At 66.5% G+C, this 15557-nt stretch carries 14 protein-coding genes; 6 read left to right on the top strand and 8 right to left on the bottom strand.

Annotated elements, in window-relative coordinates; translation table 11 throughout:
* The first annotated feature begins 2 nt into the window (after positions 1–2).
* The 4 genes from LR961_RS14310 (at position 3) to LR961_RS14295 (ending at position 3809) form a co-directional block, all read left to right on the top strand.
* Positions 3–737: a CvpA family protein gene (locus LR961_RS14310; protein WP_232150585.1), complete on the top strand. Its 735-nt coding sequence runs from the start codon at positions 3–5 to the stop codon at positions 735–737.
* A 33-nt stretch (positions 738–770) separates the two neighbouring features.
* Positions 771–2237 (top strand): amidophosphoribosyltransferase, encoded by a 1467-nt coding sequence (purF, locus tag LR961_RS14305; protein ID WP_232150583.1) that lies wholly within the window; start codon positions 771–773, stop codon positions 2235–2237.
* A gap of 77 nt (positions 2238–2314) precedes the next feature.
* Positions 2315–3181 (top strand): ferritin-like domain-containing protein, encoded by an 867-nt coding sequence (locus LR961_RS14300; protein ID WP_232150582.1) that lies wholly within the window; start codon positions 2315–2317, stop codon positions 3179–3181.
* A 184-nt stretch (positions 3182–3365) separates the two neighbouring features.
* Entirely contained in the window at positions 3366–3809 is a 444-nt protein-coding gene (locus tag LR961_RS14295; RefSeq protein WP_232150580.1) for a hypothetical protein, read from the top strand.
* A gap of 180 nt (positions 3810–3989) precedes the next feature.
* On the opposite strand, the gene lpxH is transcribed toward LR961_RS14295, so the two are convergent.
* The 8 genes from lpxH to LR961_RS14255 all read right to left on the bottom strand — a co-directional run bounded on the left by lpxH (position 3990) and on the right by LR961_RS14255 (position 14517).
* Positions 3990–4733, bottom strand: coding sequence for a UDP-2,3-diacylglucosamine diphosphatase (gene lpxH, locus LR961_RS14290; RefSeq protein ID WP_232150578.1), 744 nt, complete (start codon positions 4731–4733; stop codon positions 3990–3992).
* A gap of 49 nt (positions 4734–4782) precedes the next feature.
* On the bottom strand, positions 4783–5322 hold the full coding sequence (locus LR961_RS14285; protein WP_232150576.1) for a phosphatase PAP2 family protein: 540 nt from the start codon (positions 5320–5322) through the stop codon (positions 4783–4785).
* Entirely contained in the window at positions 5303–6439 is a 1137-nt protein-coding gene (locus LR961_RS14280) for a glycosyltransferase family 1 protein (protein ID WP_232150574.1), read from the bottom strand. The genes LR961_RS14285 and LR961_RS14280 overlap by 20 nt, the downstream gene beginning before the upstream one ends.
* Before the next feature lie 184 nt (positions 6440–6623).
* Positions 6624–8150, bottom strand: a complete 1527-nt coding sequence (ppx, locus tag LR961_RS14275; protein ID WP_232150572.1) for an exopolyphosphatase — start codon at positions 8148–8150, stop codon at positions 6624–6626.
* A 291-nt stretch (positions 8151–8441) separates the two neighbouring features.
* Positions 8442–10523, bottom strand: a complete 2082-nt coding sequence (gene ppk1 / locus LR961_RS14270) for a polyphosphate kinase 1 (protein ID WP_232150570.1) — start codon at positions 10521–10523, stop codon at positions 8442–8444.
* Positions 10520–11860, bottom strand: a complete 1341-nt coding sequence (phoR, locus tag LR961_RS14265) for a phosphate regulon sensor histidine kinase PhoR (RefSeq protein ID WP_232150568.1) — start codon at positions 11858–11860, stop codon at positions 10520–10522. Before phoR ends, ppk1 begins: the two co-directional genes overlap by 4 nt.
* Before the next feature lie 90 nt (positions 11861–11950).
* Positions 11951–12640, bottom strand: a complete 690-nt coding sequence (phoB, locus tag LR961_RS14260; RefSeq protein WP_232150566.1) for a phosphate regulon transcriptional regulator PhoB — start codon at positions 12638–12640, stop codon at positions 11951–11953.
* A gap of 224 nt (positions 12641–12864) precedes the next feature.
* Positions 12865–14517, bottom strand: coding sequence for a M48 family metalloprotease (locus LR961_RS14255; RefSeq protein ID WP_232150564.1), 1653 nt, complete (start codon positions 14515–14517; stop codon positions 12865–12867).
* A 233-nt stretch (positions 14518–14750) separates the two neighbouring features.
* Between LR961_RS14255 and grxC the strand changes: the two genes are divergently transcribed.
* Positions 14751–15047, top strand: coding sequence for a glutaredoxin 3 (gene grxC / locus LR961_RS14250; protein ID WP_232150562.1), 297 nt, complete (start codon positions 14751–14753; stop codon positions 15045–15047).
* Positions 15044–15436, top strand: a complete 393-nt coding sequence (locus tag LR961_RS14245; RefSeq protein WP_232150560.1) for a carboxymuconolactone decarboxylase family protein — start codon at positions 15044–15046, stop codon at positions 15434–15436. The genes grxC and LR961_RS14245 overlap by 4 nt, the downstream gene beginning before the upstream one ends.
* Positions 15437–15557: the final 121 nt, after the last annotated feature.

Genomic DNA, 15557 nt, shown 5'->3' with positions numbered 1-15557 from the left:
CGGTGCTTGATCTGCTGTTGTTGGGGCTGATCGCCATATCGGCCCTGCTTGGGCTGATCCGCGGCTTGCTGGCTACGGTGCTGGGCGTGGCCTCGTGGGGGCTGGCTGCCTGGGCGGCGCTGCTTTACGGCGAAAGCGCCGCGCAGTTCCTGTCCGCCGGTTCGCCGGCCGAGAGCGGTGATTACATCGGCGGCTACCTGCTGGTGTTCATCGGCGTGCTGCTGGTGATGGCGTTGCTGGGCATGTTGCTGCGCGGTGTGGTCAATGCCACGGTGCTGCTGAAGTGGCCCGATCGCCTTCTCGGCCTGGGCCTGGGCACGCTGCGCGGGGTGCTGCTGGCGGTGCTGGCGGTGTTCGCGCTGGGCTTCAGTTCGATGCGCGAGGCACCGGCCTGGCGCCAGTCGGTGGTGCTGCCGTGGTTGCAGCCGATGGCAGATTGGCTACGTGAACAACTGCCAAAGCCCTCACAGTCACCGGCAATGTCGCTGATGGACTTGGGCAAGTCGGTGCTGGCAGGCGATAATGGCGGACCGAACGAGTCAGATGCGGGCAGCGGGTTGCTGCCGGCGCTGCTGGAACAGGTGGGCAATGACCACCGCCAGCGCGCAGGCCAGGACAACCCGGTGGACCCGGCGGGGGCGTTGCCCTCCAACATCGATCCGGCGCAGGTGCGCCCGGGTCAACCCGATCCCACACGGGTCGAGGTACACGGCCAGGCACGGCCACCTTCACGTTAACCGGGCGCCTGCGCCCAGCGGAGATCGCGCAACATGTGTGGCATCGTCGGAATCGTCGGCAACCAGAACGTCGCCGGGCAGCTTTATGACGGCCTGACCGTCCTCCAGCATCGTGGCCAGGATGCGGCCGGCATCGCCACCGCGGACGGTACGCGGCTGCGTGTGGAAAAGGCCAACGGCCTGGTACGTGATGTGTTCGACGAGCGGCGCATGGCGCTGCTGCAGGGCCGCATCGGCATCGCCCATGTGCGTTATCCCACCGCCGGCTCCGAAGGCACCGACGAGGCGCAGCCGTTCTACGTCAACTCGCCCTACGGCATCGCGCTGGCGCACAACGGCAACCTGATCAATACCGAGGCGCTGCGTCGCCAGGTGTTCGAGGCCGACCGTCGCAACATCAATACCGACTCGGACAGCGAAGTCCTGCTCAACGTGTTCGCCTACGAACTGGATGCGCAGCGCATGCTCACCCCGGAAGCGGCCATCCGCGCTGTGGCCGGCGTGCACCGCCGCTGCAAGGGCGGCTATGCGGTGGTCAGCGTGGTGCTGGGCCTGGGCCTGGTGGCTTTCCGCGACCCGCATGGCATCCGCCCGCTGGTGCTGGGCAAGCGCACCAATGCCGAAGGCGACGAGTATGTGGTGGCTTCCGAATCGGTGGCGCTGGACGTGCTCGGTTTCGAGCGCATCCGTGACGTGGCGCCGGGCGAAGCGGTGGTCATCACCGAGCGCGGCGAGCTGTTCACTGAAGTGTGCGCGGCCAACACGCAGCAGACCCCGTGCATCTTCGAGTACGTGTATTTCGCACGTCCGGACTCGATGATGGACAACGTGTCGGTGCACAAGGCGCGCATGCGCATGGGCCAGAAGCTGGGCGAGAAGATCCTGCGCCTGCGTCCGGATCACGACATCGACACCATCATCCCGATCCCCGACACCTCGCGTGACGCGGCGCTGGAAATGTCCAACGTGCTCGGCGTGAAGTACCGCGAAGGCTTCGTCAAGAATCGCTATGTCGGCCGCACCTTCATCATGCCGGGGCAGGGTGAGCGGGTGAAGTCGGTGCGTCGCAAGCTCAACCCGATCCATCTGGAATTCCGCAACCGCGTGGTGCTGCTGGTCGATGACTCGATCGTGCGCGGCACCACCAGCCAGCAGATCGTGCAGATGGCGCGTGACGCCGGCGCGCGCAAGGTCTACCTGGCCAGCGCCGCGCCGCCGGTGCGCTACCCGAACATCTACGGCATCGACATGCCGGCCGCCGAGGAACTGGTCGCGCACAACCGCAGCGTCGAGGACATCGAAAAGCACCTGGGTTGCGACTGGCTGGTCTACCAGGACCTGGAAGACCTGGAGGTGGCCGTGCGTGAAGGCAACCCGGACCTGAAGGAATTCGATTCGTCCTGCTTCAATGGCGAGTACGTCACCGGCATCGAGCCGGGTTATTTCGAGCGCATCCAGCAGTTGCGTTCGGACGAAGCCAAGAAGCAGCGCCGCGCCTGACACACTCAAGCCCCTCTCCCGCTTGCGGGAGAGGGGTTGGGGTGAGGGCCGAACAGCGCCTCGATGTTTGGATGCCGATGACCACGCAACCTGCGCAGAACACGGAAGTGACGCCGGGCGTATCCGCACCGGAACCCGCTGGCTTCTCCCTCCTCGACGCGGCCTGCATCTGCCTTGCCGAAGCTGACCCGCTGCGCAAGGTTGAGCTGACCCAGCATTACGCCAGACGCTTTCGCGCCGGCAATTTGAAACTGCCCGCGCAGGCCTCCGATCCCGAGCCGATCCGCATGCCCGGCCGTCCGGCGCAGCTGGTGCTGGTGCATCCGCGCGACCTGCCGCGACGTGGTCTCGGCTCGCAGGAAGGGCGTGCTGCCTTCATCCACGCCATCGCCCATATCGAACTCAACGCCATCGACCTGGCCTGGGACGCGGTCTACCGCTTCCGTGGCCTGCCCGGCAGCTTTCATGCCGATTGGGTGAGCTGTGCCGATGACGAGTCGCGCCACTTCATGCTGCTGCGCGAACGCCTGCTGGCACATGGCCACGACTACGCCGATTTCCCCGCGCACAACGGTCTGTGGGAAATGTGCGAGAAGACCGCACACGACGGCCTGGCGCGCATGGCGCTGGTGCCGCGCGTGCTGGAAGCACGCGGGCTGGATGTCACTCCGGCCATGATCACCAAGCTGCGTTCGCTCGGTGACGATGCGACCGCCGATGTGCTGGAAGTGATCCTGCGCGAGGAAGTCGCGCACGTGGCGGCCGGTTCGCGCTGGTACCGCTGGTACTGCGAACGTGCGGGCGTTGAGCCCCGCGCACGCTTCAAGGAACTGCTGCGCGAATACGCCGGTGGCTATCTGCACGGCCCGTTCAACATCGAGGCGCGTCTGCTGGCCGGTTTCGACGAGGACGAACTGGCCAACCTGGTCGAGCAGGCCGGTTGACGCACGTCGCTGCCCGGTGACGAAGATGTCAGCGTGGCCTGTCGTGGCATTCGGGGCGCGCGTGAGCGTTACATCACAGTTGATATCACCGGTCGGCGCGGGTGATCGCGCGAATCCTCAGTTCACCAGCCATAGGCATGCGCTGGTGTTCAATGACCGCTTTCGTACAACAAGGAACCCGCTGATGAAGCATGCATGGATTGGATTGGCGCTGGTGATGGGGCTGGCAGGCTGCAAGCAGACGCCGCCTGCCGCGCCGGAAGAGGCCGCGGCACCGGCGGTGAGCGAGCAGGCTGTGCACGCTGCGGCGGAGTTTCCTGCGGTCCTGCAGGCGTCGGGCACCGAGCCGTTCTGGGGTGTGTTGGTGGACGGTGGTCGGCTGACCTACACCACGCCGGAAACCATGGACAAGCCGCGCATGTTCGAGGGAACGCACGAGGTGAAGGACGGTGTGCTGACCGTGAAGGGCGGCGAGGGCGATGCGGCCTTCGGCCTGACCATCCGTAAGGGCGAATGCTCGGACGGCATGTCCGACCTCCGCTACCCCTTCACCTCCGAGTTCGTACTCGGCAAGGAAACCTTCAAGGGCTGCGCACGCGATCCCTCGGTGCGGGTCGAAGCTCCCTGACGCCAGGTCAGCCCAGTCAGCCGGTGTCGAGCCATGCTCGGCACGGCAACGCCGGGAAATTCCAAGTAGTGCCGAGCCATGCTCGGCAGCATGTCACCGGTAAAGCACCAGCCGAGCGCGGCTCGGCTCCACCGGCACAAGGCAATCAGCGGGCGGCGCGATTCGTGCCCGCTCGTGTTCTCAGCCCTGCAGCGCTTCCAGCCGGAAACCATCGGCATCCACGCGCAGCACCGAACCCTGTTCGTACCAGTCGCCGAGCACGATGCGCGTGCAGATGTGCTCGCCTGCCTGCACGGTGTGGATGGCAGGGCGATGGGTATGGCCGTGGATCATCGTGTCCACGCCATAACGCTGGAAGGTGGAAACCACTTCGGCCGGCGCCACGTCGGTGACGGTCTCGAACTGGGCGCGGTCGCCTTCCTTCATTTCCGACTGACGGGCCTGGCTGGCGGCACGGGCCTTCTGTGCGAACGCGATGCGCGCTTCCAGCGGTTGCGACAGGAACTGAGCGATGAAGGCCGGGTCGCGGGTCTGCGCGCGAAACGCCTGATAGGCGACGTCGTCGGTGCACAGCAGGTCGCCGTGCTGCAGCATCACCGGTTTGCCGTACAGCTCGATCACCGCCGGGTCCGGCAGGATGCGCATGCCGGCGCGTGCGGCGTAATCGTTGCCGACCAGGAAGTCGCGGTTGCCACGGATGAAGAACACCGGCACGCCGCTCTCATGCAGTTCACGCAGGGCGCCGGCGACGGCATCGGCGGTACTGGAAGGCGTGTCATCGCCAATCCAGGCCTCGAACAGGTCGCCCAGGATGTACAGCGCCTCGGCCTGGCGCGCTTCACCGCGCAGGAAGCCGAGGAACAGTTCGGTGATGGCTGGACGGCTCGGGTCCAGATGCAGATCGGAGATGAACAGCGTGGTCATGGCCCGCATTGTAGGGCGTGTGCTGCGCCGTCGTGCAGGCCGGCCAGGATCAGACCACCAGCGGCCACAGCTGCAGCGAGGCGGTGCCCAGCAGCAGGCCGATGCCGGTGGCCGCCAGCACGTCGCTGGGGTAATGCAGGCCCAGCACCACGCGCGACAGCGCTACGCCGGCGGTGAACGGCACCAGCAGCGGCGCCAGCCACGGGTAGTAGGCCAGCGCGACCACCGTGAAGGAGACTGCGTGCAGGGTGTGCCCGGAAGGGAAGCTGTATTCATCCAGCGGTGCCACCCAGGCGCGGATATGCAGGTCAGCGGCGAACGGGCGCGGGCGTCGCGTCCAGCGCTTGAGCGCCTTGTACAGGGTCAGCGCGATCACGCCGGTAGCGGCCATGTGGATCGAGGCCTCCAGACCGTCCAGTCCGTCGGCCAGCACCAGGGCGCCCATCAGCATGTACCAGAACACGCCGTCGCCGAGCCGGCTCAGCACCGAGAACACCCGGCGGATGCCGCGTCGGCGGCCGTAGCGGTTTGCGCGACGGCACCAGCGGGCCTCGCGCGCGGCGATTCCTTCAGGCGGCAGCAAAGGCATGGGGGCGTCTCCGGTTGGCCAGTGCGCTCAGCAGTGCATCGAATTCGGCGACCACCTGCTCCGGATGCAGCCGCTGCATCGCGCGGCTGGCGTTGGCACCGAGCGTGGTGCGCATCTCTTCATCACTGGCCAGCTGGACGGCTGCGGCAATGAAGCTCTCGTCGTTTTCCACCGCGACTCCGTTGTGGCCGCTGCGCAGGTGTTCGCGCGCGGCTCCGTAGTTGAAGGCCACCGTCGCCACGCCGCTGGCCATCGATTCCAGGGTGACGTTGCCGAAGGTCTCGCTGCGGCTGGGAAACAGGAACAGATCACCGCTGGCGAAGTGCCTTGCCAGCGCTTCACCGCGCTGGATGCCGCAGAAGATGAAGTCCGGGTTTTCGTAGGCCAGCCTCTCGCGCAACGGGCCATCGCCCACCCACACGAAACGCGCCTTCGGCCGCTGCTGCTGGATGCGACGGAAGGCTTTTACTGCCAGGCCCAGATTCTTCTCGGCGGCGATGCGGCCGACATGGATCACCACCAGCCCTTGGCCTTCAATGCCCCACTCGGCGCGCAGCGCGGCGCTGCGTTGTTGCGGATCGAACTGGCGGCCATCGACCGCGCGTGCGAGCTGCCGCGGCCGCGCGAAGCCGTTGTCCTGCAGGAACTGGCGCAGTTCCTGGGTCGGCACCAAGGTGACATCGGCCTGGTTGTGGAATCGTCGCATCCACGCCAGCGCGGCGGCTTGCAGCCACGCTGCGCCGTAGTCGGGCAGGTACTCGTCAAAGCGTGTGTGCAGACCGGAGGCCACCGGAATGCCGAGCCGGCGTGCGCTGCGCATGGCCGACCAGCCAAGCGGGCCTTCGGTGGCGATGTAGATCGCATCGGGACGACGCTGCTGCCAATGCTGGGCAAGCCGCTGCGGGGCCGGCAGGCCAAAGCGAAGGCCCGGATAGCGGGGCAGGGAGGCGCCGCGGACCAGCACTTCATGCGTGGCGGCGGTGTCCTGCGACTGTCGTGGGCGGATTAGATCCACCTCATGGCCGCGATTGCGCAGGCCATGTTCCAGGCCCTGGACGGTCAGGGCAACGCCGTTGACCTCCGGCGGATAGGTCTCGGTGACAATGGCGTAGCGCATGGCGGCCTCCGGGTTTGCCGGAAGGATGCGCTCGGCCTGTGGCGGGCATATGTCGGTGATGTTCCGCCTGGATGACAAGCGCCGAAACCGCCAAGCCGGTAACGCCGAGCCATACCCGGCGAGGTTTTCCTCCCGGGCAAGCCCTTGCCGAGCATGGCTCGGCACTACATGGTGCGGGTGAGGCTCAGGCCACGAACGGCCGGAAGTTGATGCCCAGCCCGGTCATGCCTTCGGCTTCGCCGACCAGGTCGGCACGCAGCAGCGGGCGGGCGTCAATGAAGCTCTTGGACAGCACCAGCGACAAGGTGTTGCCGTCCACCGCCAGTTCCAGCGTGGGGATTGGCGTCTGCTCGTGGGCGCGGTGCAGCAACACCGCAAGCCGCAGCAGGGCGGCGGTGCGCTTGGCCGGCAGCAGCAGACGCTCGGGCAGGGCATCGAAAGCGGATTTGGAAACGCTGCGACGATGGCTGCGGATCAACGCTGCCAGCATCTGCTGTTCCTGGCGCGAGAAACCGGCGATGTCCGAATGCTCGATCACGTAGCTGCCATGCGTGTGATAGCCGCTGTGCGCGATCATCAGGCCCAGCTCATGCAGGCGTGCGGCCCAGCCGAGCATGCGTGCATCGTCCGAATCCAACTTCCAGGCCTCGGCAACCTGCTCGAACAGGCGCTGCGCAGTGGCTTCCACGCGCTGCGCCTGGGCGGTGTCGATGCCGTAGCGCTGGGTCAGTGCGGCCACGGATTCATCGCGCGGGTCGTTGTCGCTGGCGCGGCCCATGATGTCGTAGAGGATGCCTTCGCGCATCGCGGCCTTGCTGACCAGCAGTTTCTGCAGGCCCAGCGCCTGGAAGGCGGCCTCCAGCACCAGCACGCCGCCGGCGATGATCGGGCGACGTTCGCTCGACAGCGTGGGCAGATTGATGTCGTCGATGTGCTTGGCGCGCAGCAGTTCCTCGCGCAATTGCGGCAGGGCCTCGGCGGTGATGGCGCCCTTGCTGAGCTTCATCGCCGCGCAGATTTCGCTGATTGCCTTGTGCGTGCCGGAGGAACCTAGCGCTTCCTGCCAGCCCAGCGTCTTGTACTTGTTGGCGAAGGGTTGGAACTCGGCGCCGATTTCGGTCAGTGCATCCTTCCAGCGCTTCTTGCTCAGCTTGCCACCGGGGAAGAAGCGCCGCGTGGAGGCAATGCAGCCAGCCTGCAGGCTTTCGCGTTCCAGGGTCTGCATGCCCTGGCCGATGATGAACTCGGTGGAACCACCGCCGATGTCGATCACCAGTCGTCGCTGGCCCGGCTTGGGCGGCTGTGCGTGTGCAACACCGAGGTAGATCAGGCGCGCTTCCTCGCGCCCGCTCACCACTTCGATGGCGTGCCCCAGCGCGGTTTCGGCCGGCATCAGGAACGACATGGGCGAACGCAGCTGACGCACCGTATTGGTGGCCAGCGCGCGGACCCGGTAAGGGGGGATGTCGCGGATGCGCTGGCCGAAACGGGCCAGACATTCCAGCGCGCGCTGCCGCGCTTCGGTCGATACCCCGCCCTTGCCATCCAGGCCGTCGGCCATGCGCACGGTTTCGCGCAGGCGATCGACCACACGCAACTGCCCGAGCAGATAGCGGGCGATGACCATGTGGAAGCTGTTGGAGCCCAGGTCGATGGCGGCCAGCAGGTCGCCGTCCTGGAGGGGCGGGGGAGTCGTGGAGGACTGGGGCATGACGGGGATGGTAATGCCAGGAGCGGGGGGAGGGCGAGAAGAGGAAGTGAGCGAAGAGGAGTCGGGTGAGGCAGCGGCAGGGAGGCTGGCCGGCAGCGCTTTGCTTTTTTGCCGTCATTCCCGCGCAGGCGGGAATCGCTCTGGCATTTGCTCTTTGCCGCAGGGTTCAAGGAACAGCGGAAAGCCGGGAACGATGCGCCGCCGCTCGTCGGTTGAGATCCCGGCCTGCTCGGAAATGAAGGCCGAGGGCAGGAGCGCGGCTGCTCTCACTGCCCTTCAGTCACGCGGCCCTCAAAGCCCCTCGAGCAACGCCTGCTGGGCCGAATGCGGCGGCTGGTCGGCGGCCGGCTCGCATTTTTCGTAGCGGCCATCGGCACGCAGTTCCCACGCATTGAGGTTGTCGTCGAGGTAGTTCTGCAGCACTTCGCGATAAATGCGCCGGGACAGGTCGTTGTCCAGGATCGGGAAGCAGGTTTCCACCCGGCGCAGCAGGTTGCGTTCCAGCCAGTCGGCGCTGGCGCAGTACAGCTCCGGCGCGCCGTTGTTGCCGAACCAGTAGACGCGACTGTGCTCCAGGAAGCGGCCGACGATGGAACGCACCCGGATGTTGTCCGACACGCCCTCCACGCCCGGGCGCAGGGTGCAGGCGCCACGCACGATCAGGTCGATCTGCACGCCAGCCTGCGAGGCGGCGTACAGCGCGCGGATCACCTGCGGTTCGTTGAGCGCGTTCATCTTGGCGATGATGCGCGCCGGTTTGCCCTGTTCGGCCAGCCGCATCTCGCGCTCGATGCGCTTGATCAGCCCCGGATGCAGGGTGAAAGGGGACTGCAGCAGGCACTTGAGTTTCATCTTCGGTGCCAGCCCGGACAGCTGCTGGAACAGCAGGTGCACGTCGTTGCCGATATCCGCGTCGGCGGTGATCAGGCTCAGGTCGGTGTACGCGCGGGCGGTGCCGCTGTGGTAGTTGCCGGTGCCCAGGTGCACGTAGCGGCGCAGCTTGCGGCCTTCACGGCGCACGATCAGCAGCATCTTGGCGTGGGTCTTGTAACCGACCACGCCGTAGACCACCTGCACGCCGGCATCCTGCAGGCGGTCGGCCAGGCCGAGGTTGGCTTCCTCGTCAAAGCGCGCGCGCAGCTCGACCACCACGGTGACGTCCTTGCCGTTGCGCGCGGCCAGGATCAGTGCCTCGACGATCCCCGAGTCCTTGCCGGTGCGGTACAGCGTCTGCTTGATCGCCAGCACATTCGGGTCCACCGCCGCTTCGCGGATCAGCTCCAGCACGGTGCTGAACGAGTCGAACGGATGGTGCAGCAGGATGTCACTTTGCGCGGCCTTCTCGAAGATGCCTTCGCTGGCCTTGAGCACACGCGGCGTCATCGGTGGGTACTTCAGGTCCGGCCGTTGCAGCAGGTCGTAGACCTGGATCACCCGGTTGAGGTTGACCGGGCCTTCGATGCGGTAGGCCGCGTTTTCGGGCAGGCCGAAGTTCTGCAGCAGCGTCTGCATGATCGGCTTCGGGCAGTCGTGCGCGATCTCCAGCCGCACGGCCGGGCGATAGCCGCGATCGACCAGCTCGTCGCGCAGCGCCAGCGCCAGGTTTTCCACTTCTTCCTCGTCCACCACGAGTTCGGAGTTGCGGGTGACGCGGAACTGGTAGGCGCCCTGGACTTCCATGCCCGGGAACATCTCGTCGACGAAGGTCGACAGCACTGCCGACAACAGCACGAAATTCTGCGGGCCGCCCAGTGACTCGGGCAGTTGGATGATGCGTGGTAGCGAACGTGGTGCCCGCACCAGCGCCAGGTGACCGGCGCGGCCGAATGCGTCGGTGCCCTTGAGCACGACGACGATGTTCAGTGACTTGTTGAGGATCTTCGGGAACGGATGCGAGGGGTCCAGCCCCAGCGGCGACAGCACCGGCATGATCTCGTTGCGGAAGTAGGCGCGCAGCCAGCGCCGCTGGCGCGGTGTCCACGAGCGCTGCGCGAGGATGCCGACACCGGCCTCGGCCAGCGCCGGGCGCAGCACGTCGTTCCAGCAGCGGTACTGCTGGTCCACCAGTTCGGCGGCGCGGTCGTGGATGGCGGTCAGGATCGCCTGCGGGCTCATGCCGTCCGGTGCCGGCGGCAGGCCGAACTCCTGCGCGTGGCGCACCGCGGCTGCACGGATCTCGAAGAACTCGTCCAGGTTGGTGCAGGAGATGCACAGGAAGCGCAGGCGCTCGAGCAGCGGCACCTGTTCGTCCATCGCCTGCGCCAGCACGCGGAAGTTGAAGTCCAGCTGCGACAACTCCCGGTTGATGTACAGCGCCGGATCACGCAACGGATCGTTGGCGGAGGCGGGCAGCGTGGGGACGGGCGGGTTCATGCCGGTGAGTCTTCCGTGGAAGCGGTCGTGGAGGTGGAGTTGCGCGGGCGCACGTGCTCGGCATCGAAGTGGCACGAGAACGTGCTGCCCTTGCCGACTTCGCTGCGGATATCCAGGCGCGCCTGGTGCAGCCCGAGGATGTGCTTGACGATCGACAGCCCCAGCCCGGTGCCGCCACTTTCGCGCGAACGGCTGCTGGAGACGCGATAGAAACGTTCGGTCAGGCGCGGCAGGTGGTTGGCCGGGATGCCGTAACCGGTATCGGTGACGGCCAGCACCGCGCCATTGCCCTCGCGGGCGAAGGTAAGCGTGATGCGGCCGCCGGCCGGGGTGTAGCGCACCGCGTTGGTCAGCAGGTTGGAGAAGGCGCTGTGCAGTTCCTTGTTGGAACCGGCCAGGTCCACGCCGGCCTTGTCTTCGACGACGATGGTGTGACGTCCCTGGCTGTGCGCTTCGGCTTCACGCCGCAGCGAGGCCAGCATCGAGGTCATCGCCACCGTTTCCAGTTCGGTGTGTTGCTGCGACTCCAGCCGCGACAGCGTCAGCAGGTCTTCCACCAGCTGCGCCATGCGCTGCGACTGCTTGCGCATCTCCGACAGCATCGGCCCGGTATCGGGGAAATCCTCCGGGTCCATCATGTCCAGGTAGCCGTGCACGACGGTCAGTGGCGTGCGCAGTTCGTGCGAGACGTTGGCCACGAAGTCGCGACGCACCTGCTCCAGGTGCAGCAGCTTGGTGACATCGCGCGCCACCAGCAGCCAGTGATGGTCTGAATACGGAATCAGGCGCAGGTGCAGGCGGATGCTCGGATCGACCGGCGAGTTCGCATCGAGGATCGGCTCGGCATTGCGGCCGCCGGCCAGCCAGTGCGCCAGCGGCAGCGGCAGCAGGCGTTCGACCAGCGCCGCTTCCATGTCGGCCGGATGCTGAAGCCCGAGCAGCGCCGTGGCTGCTTCGTTGAACCACTGCACGCGCTGGGTATTGCGGTCCACCACCACCACCGCATCGGGCAGGGCCGCAGCGGCGGCGCGGTAGCTGCGCAGCATCTGGATCAGGCGCCGCTTGCGTGCGCGCATTTCCTGCTGGTTGCGGTACAGCACCCGGTCCAGTTCGTTCCACACGCCGGTGCCTTCGGTGGTTTCCCAGCGCTGGCGCGCGGTCAGTCGCATCAGCACCTGACGCAGCCGCCAGTAGTGCCAGGCCAGGACCGCCAGTGCCGCTATCGCCACGCAAAGCGCCGGGTGTCCGATCGCCATGCCCAGCAGCCCGGCCAGCAACAGCAACGTGGCCACGGTGGTCAACGTCTTCAACCAGGCGGATCGGAATTGACGGGGCATTGCGCTCTCGGATGGTGCGAAGGGTTCACAAGGGTGAACCCGGTTATGACATCAATCCTGGCTTACGGCCAGCGGTCGCCGCGGTGTGGTTCAGATCGACGCGGAAAAGCGGTAACCCGACCCGCGCACCGTCTGCACCATGTTTTCCGCGCCAAACGGCTCCAGGGTCTTGCGCAGCCTGCGGATGTGCACGTCGATGGTGCGTTCTTCCACGTACACGCTGCCGCCCCAGACATGGTCCAGCAGCTGCGAGCGGGTATAGACGCGCTCGGGATGGGTCATGAAGAAATGCAGCAGGCGGTATTCGGTCGGGCCGATCGGCACCGGCACATCGCCGGCGAACACGCGGTGCGCGGCGCCATCGATGCGGATCGGGCCGACCGCGACGCTGCCGTCCTCGTCGTCGTCGCGGGTACGGCGCATCACCGCGCGGATGCGGGCGAGCAGTTCGCGGGCCGAGAACGGCTTGACCACGTAGTCGTCAACGCCGGCCTCCAGTCCACCGACCCGGTCGTTCTCCTCGCCACGGGCGGTGAGCATGATGATCGGGACATCGCGGGTCAGGGCCTCCTTGCGCCAGCGCCGGGCCAGTTCCAGGCCGCTGGTGCCAGGCAGCATCCAGTCCAGCAGGATCATGTCCGGCACGCGGTCGGCAATGGCGGTCTGGGCTTCGAGGGCGTCGCCGGCATGCACCGGTTCGTACTCCCCCTTGCGCAGGGCGAAGGCGACCATGTCTCGGATCGCGGGTTCGTCATCGACAATCAGGATGCGTTTCTGCACGTCGTGCCTACCGTAAAGCCCATCGAGCGGGGGATGCGCCCAGTAGACTACGGTTTGATGACCGGTTTGTGACATAGCTGGCCTACCGTATGTAGGCCGGCTTCAGCCGCCAAACAGGCGCCGCGCTCCGACTGTGGCGTCATCCGTAATTGCAGGCGGGTCCGCGGCGGGTGTCGCAGGGGCTCCGCGTCGGAAGTCACTGCCGCCACGGCCGGGGTTTGCTGTCAGTTGCGTGACATGTCCGGGTCACGCTGGCCGAGCCGGCGCATTTCCAGCACGGTGGGCATGATCGTTTCGATCCGGGCATCAACCCGTGCCCGGCTCACGTAATCCAGCCCGGGTTGCTTGAGCAACGCCTGGAACTGGATCAGCGCCTGCTCCGGGCGCCCGTTCAGGTAGGCGGCCTCGGCGTACGCCTCGCTGGCGCGGCTGGAGTCGCCGGCCAGTTCGCTGGCGCGGGCAAAGGTGGCCTGGAACACCGCGTCGTCACCGGCCCGGGCCAGCAGCGGTCGCAGCATGGCCTGGGCACGCCTGCCGGCTTCGACGCCACCTTGCTCGTTGAGTACCCGCGCATAGGTCAGCGCGACCGGCCGGCTTTGCGGCAGACGCTTGAGCAGCGCGTCGAAGCGCCGGTTGGCTTCGGCATGCAGCCCGTTGCGGGATTCGGCTTCGCCCAGCGCCAGCTCCACCCACAGGTTGTCGGGGTATTCGGTTTCCAGCTGCTGCAGCTCCACCAGCGCCTGCTTGCTGGCGGTGCCGCCATCACGCAGACGGGCGATGGCGACGCCGTAGCGCTGCGCATCGGTCAGGCCGTCCTTCTGGCTGCGCTTGAGGCCTTCGTACTCGCGGACCAGCTCCGAAGGAGTGGTCGCGCTGAGCACGCGCAGGCGTTCGCGGGCCCAGTCGAACTGGCCGGTGGCGCCGCGCGGCAGGCTGCTGTCGGGCAGCGACAGTTGCAATCCACCCGGTAGCAGCGGGTTGCCCTTGCCCAGCGGATCGCGGCTGGCGTCCGGCTCGGACGGGTTGACCCGTTCCTGGCGCACGCCGGTGGGCGTCTGCGTGGTCAGCAGCACCGTGTCCTTCTTCATCTGCTCGGCGCGCGACTTTGCCTCGCTGATGCGGGTGATGTTGACCGGGTGGGTGCGCAGGAAATCCGGGGTGGAATAGCCACCCTCGTTGCCGCGCATCGCCGCGGACATGCGCTCGAAGAAGCCGGCCATCGCATCCACGTCGTAACCGCTGCGCGCCAGGGTGCGGATGCCCAGGCGGTCGGCTTCGGATTCGTTGGAGCGGGTGTAGTTGATCTGGCGCTGCTGCATCAGGCCCATGCCGGAGGTGATCGCCGCCATGGTGGCGTCACCGGAAGAATTGCCACCGGCCTGCTGCGCGGCAACCACCGCCGCCAGCATGCCCAGCAGGATCGGGATCTGGTCGCGCTGGGCGCGCTCAACGCCACGCAGCACATGCTGCTGGGTGACGTGGGCGATTTCGTGCGACAGCACCGCGGCCACCTCGTCCTCGCGCTCAGCGGTCAGCACCAGGCCGGCATTCATGCCGATGTAGCCGCCCAGCGTGGCGAAGGCGTTGATCTGGCGGTCCTTCATCATGAAGAACGTGTAGCGCTGTTGTGGCTGGGCACTGTTGGAGCCCAGTCGCGTGCCCATGGTGTTGAGCCAGTCATCCACCAGCGGGTCGTCGAGCAGATAGCCGTAGTTGCGCAGCTCACGCAGCATCATTCCGCCGTACTCGGCCTGCCGTGCCGGAGTCAGCAGCTCGCCGGCCGACGAACCGATGTCCGGCAGCTTGGTGTCGTCGGCGAAGGACGGCGGGATGGCCAGGGCCAGGGTGACGGCGGTGGCTAACAGCAGCGTGCGCAAGCAGTTACTCCGGTTGGGGCGGGGCGGAGGATGACAGTGGAGCGGAGAATGACGGTGAAGCGGTGGAACGATGTGAAGCACAGGTTAATGGGACGGGGTGTCGTGTGCTGCGTTTTCAGCGCCAAGCCGGCTGGCAGCGGCTGATGTCCGTGTCGCAGTGTTCCGCTGGTGCGTCTCGAAAACCGATCCGCCGCTACCATATACAGACAATGTTTCCAGTCAGGAGTTTCCTTGTGAGCAATGAATCCAATGGCGGCACCCCGGGCGTACCGGAGATCACCATTTATTCCACCGCCGTGTGCCCGTACTGCGTGGCGGCCAAGAATTTCCTGAAGAGCAAGGGCCAGTCCTGGACCGAGGTGCGCATCGACCTGGACCCGGCCGCACGCGAAAAGATGATGGCGACCACCCGCCGCACCAGCGTGCCGCAGATCTTCGTCGGCGACGTCCACGTTGGCGGCTATGACGACATGATGGCCCTGCATCGTGAAGGCAAGCTGGAGCCGCTGCTGGCCGGGCAGAGCGCATGAGCCAGCCGACCGACAAGGACCGCCTGGCCGAATTCACCGAATTCCGCCAGCGCATGAACCAGCGCATCCTGGCCGAGCCCAACCAGATGGTCCGGCGCTTCTTCGCGTTGGACACCCAGACCTACCAAGCCGGCGCGCTGGACGTGAAGACCAAGGAACTGCTGGGCCTGGTGGCGTCGCTGGTGCTGCGTTGCGATGACTGCATCAGCTACCACGTGGCCCAGTGCAAGGAGGCCGGGGTCAACCGCGAGGAGTTCTTCGAGACCTTCTCGGTCGGCCTGGTGGTCGGCGGTTCGATCGTCATCCCGCACCTGCGCCGGGCCGTGGACTTCCTCGACCAGCTGGAAAACGGGGCTGTCGAGGCACCGGCCGGGCACGATCACGGCTGAACCCAGACCATGGTCCAGTTGGGAGGAGCGGGCTGGATCGGGCATAATTGACAGTTGAAACCTTTTAAAAACGCGCCGGTATCCGGGCAGCCGGACGGGCGCTACCTCTCCTCCCTGTTCG

This window comes from Stenotrophomonas sp. SY1 (assembly GCF_021202945.1).
Classification (GTDB): domain Bacteria; phylum Pseudomonadota; class Gammaproteobacteria; order Xanthomonadales; family Xanthomonadaceae; genus Stenotrophomonas.
This window is presented reverse-complemented; position numbering and strand designations above follow the sequence as displayed.

Coding starts and splice junctions, on each gene's coding strand:
- purF (WP_232150583.1), top strand. CDS start 771: ATGTGTGGCATCGTCGGAATCGTCGGCAACCAGAACGTCGCCGGGCAG.
- LR961_RS14300 (WP_232150582.1), top strand. CDS start 2,315: ATGACCACGCAACCTGCGCAGAACACGGAAGTGACGCCGGGCGTATCC.
- LR961_RS14295 (WP_232150580.1), top strand. CDS start 3,366: ATGAAGCATGCATGGATTGGATTGGCGCTGGTGATGGGGCTGGCAGGC.
- lpxH (WP_232150578.1), bottom strand. CDS start 4,733: ATGACCACGCTGTTCATCTCCGATCTGCATCTGGACCCGAGCCGTCCA.
- LR961_RS14285 (WP_232150576.1), bottom strand. CDS start 5,322: ATGCCTTTGCTGCCGCCTGAAGGAATCGCCGCGCGCGAGGCCCGCTGG.
- LR961_RS14280 (WP_232150574.1), bottom strand. CDS start 6,439: ATGCGCTACGCCATTGTCACCGAGACCTATCCGCCGGAGGTCAACGGC.
- ppx (WP_232150572.1), bottom strand. CDS start 8,150: ATGCCCCAGTCCTCCACGACTCCCCCGCCCCTCCAGGACGGCGACCTG.
- ppk1 (WP_232150570.1), bottom strand. CDS start 10,523: ATGAACCCGCCCGTCCCCACGCTGCCCGCCTCCGCCAACGATCCGTTG.
- phoR (WP_232150568.1), bottom strand. CDS start 11,860: ATGCCCCGTCAATTCCGATCCGCCTGGTTGAAGACGTTGACCACCGTG.
- LR961_RS14245 (WP_232150560.1), top strand. CDS start 15,044: ATGAGCCAGCCGACCGACAAGGACCGCCTGGCCGAATTCACCGAATTC.